The sequence below is a fragment of the Rossellomorea orangium genome, assembly GCF_019334305.1.
In the GTDB taxonomy this organism is placed as follows: Bacteria; Bacillota; Bacilli; order Bacillales; family Bacillaceae_B; genus Rossellomorea.
Window position 1 is genome coordinate 1 of sequence record NZ_JAHWGH010000027.1, and the last position, 309, is coordinate 309.

Sequence of the window (309 nt, forward strand, 5' to 3'; positions counted from 1 at the left end):
GAGTAAGATCCCTAGAAGATGACTAGGTAGATAGGTCAGAGATGGAAGCATGGCGACATGTGGAGTTGACTGATACTAATCGATCGAGGACTTAACCACAAAGAGTCATTATTGTAATGAACAACAATTGGTCGATATTCGGCTTTCTTGACATCAATCCTTTATCTAGTTTTGAAGGAACAATCCTTCAATTGAATATTCGTCTGGTGATAATGGCGAAGAGGTCACACCCGTTCCCATGCCGAACACGGAAGTTAAGCTCTTCAGCGCCGATGGTAGTTGGGGGATCTCCCCCTGTGAGAGTAGGAC

At 44.7% G+C, this 309-nt stretch carries 2 rRNA genes; both read left to right on the forward strand.

The window, feature by feature from the left end:
- Positions 1–99: ribosomal RNA gene (locus tag KYJ26_RS22725) — 23S ribosomal RNA — on the forward strand; the annotation flags it as partial.
- Positions 100–202: 103 nt separating this feature from the next.
- A 5S ribosomal RNA gene (rrf, locus tag KYJ26_RS22730) occupies positions 203–309 on the forward strand.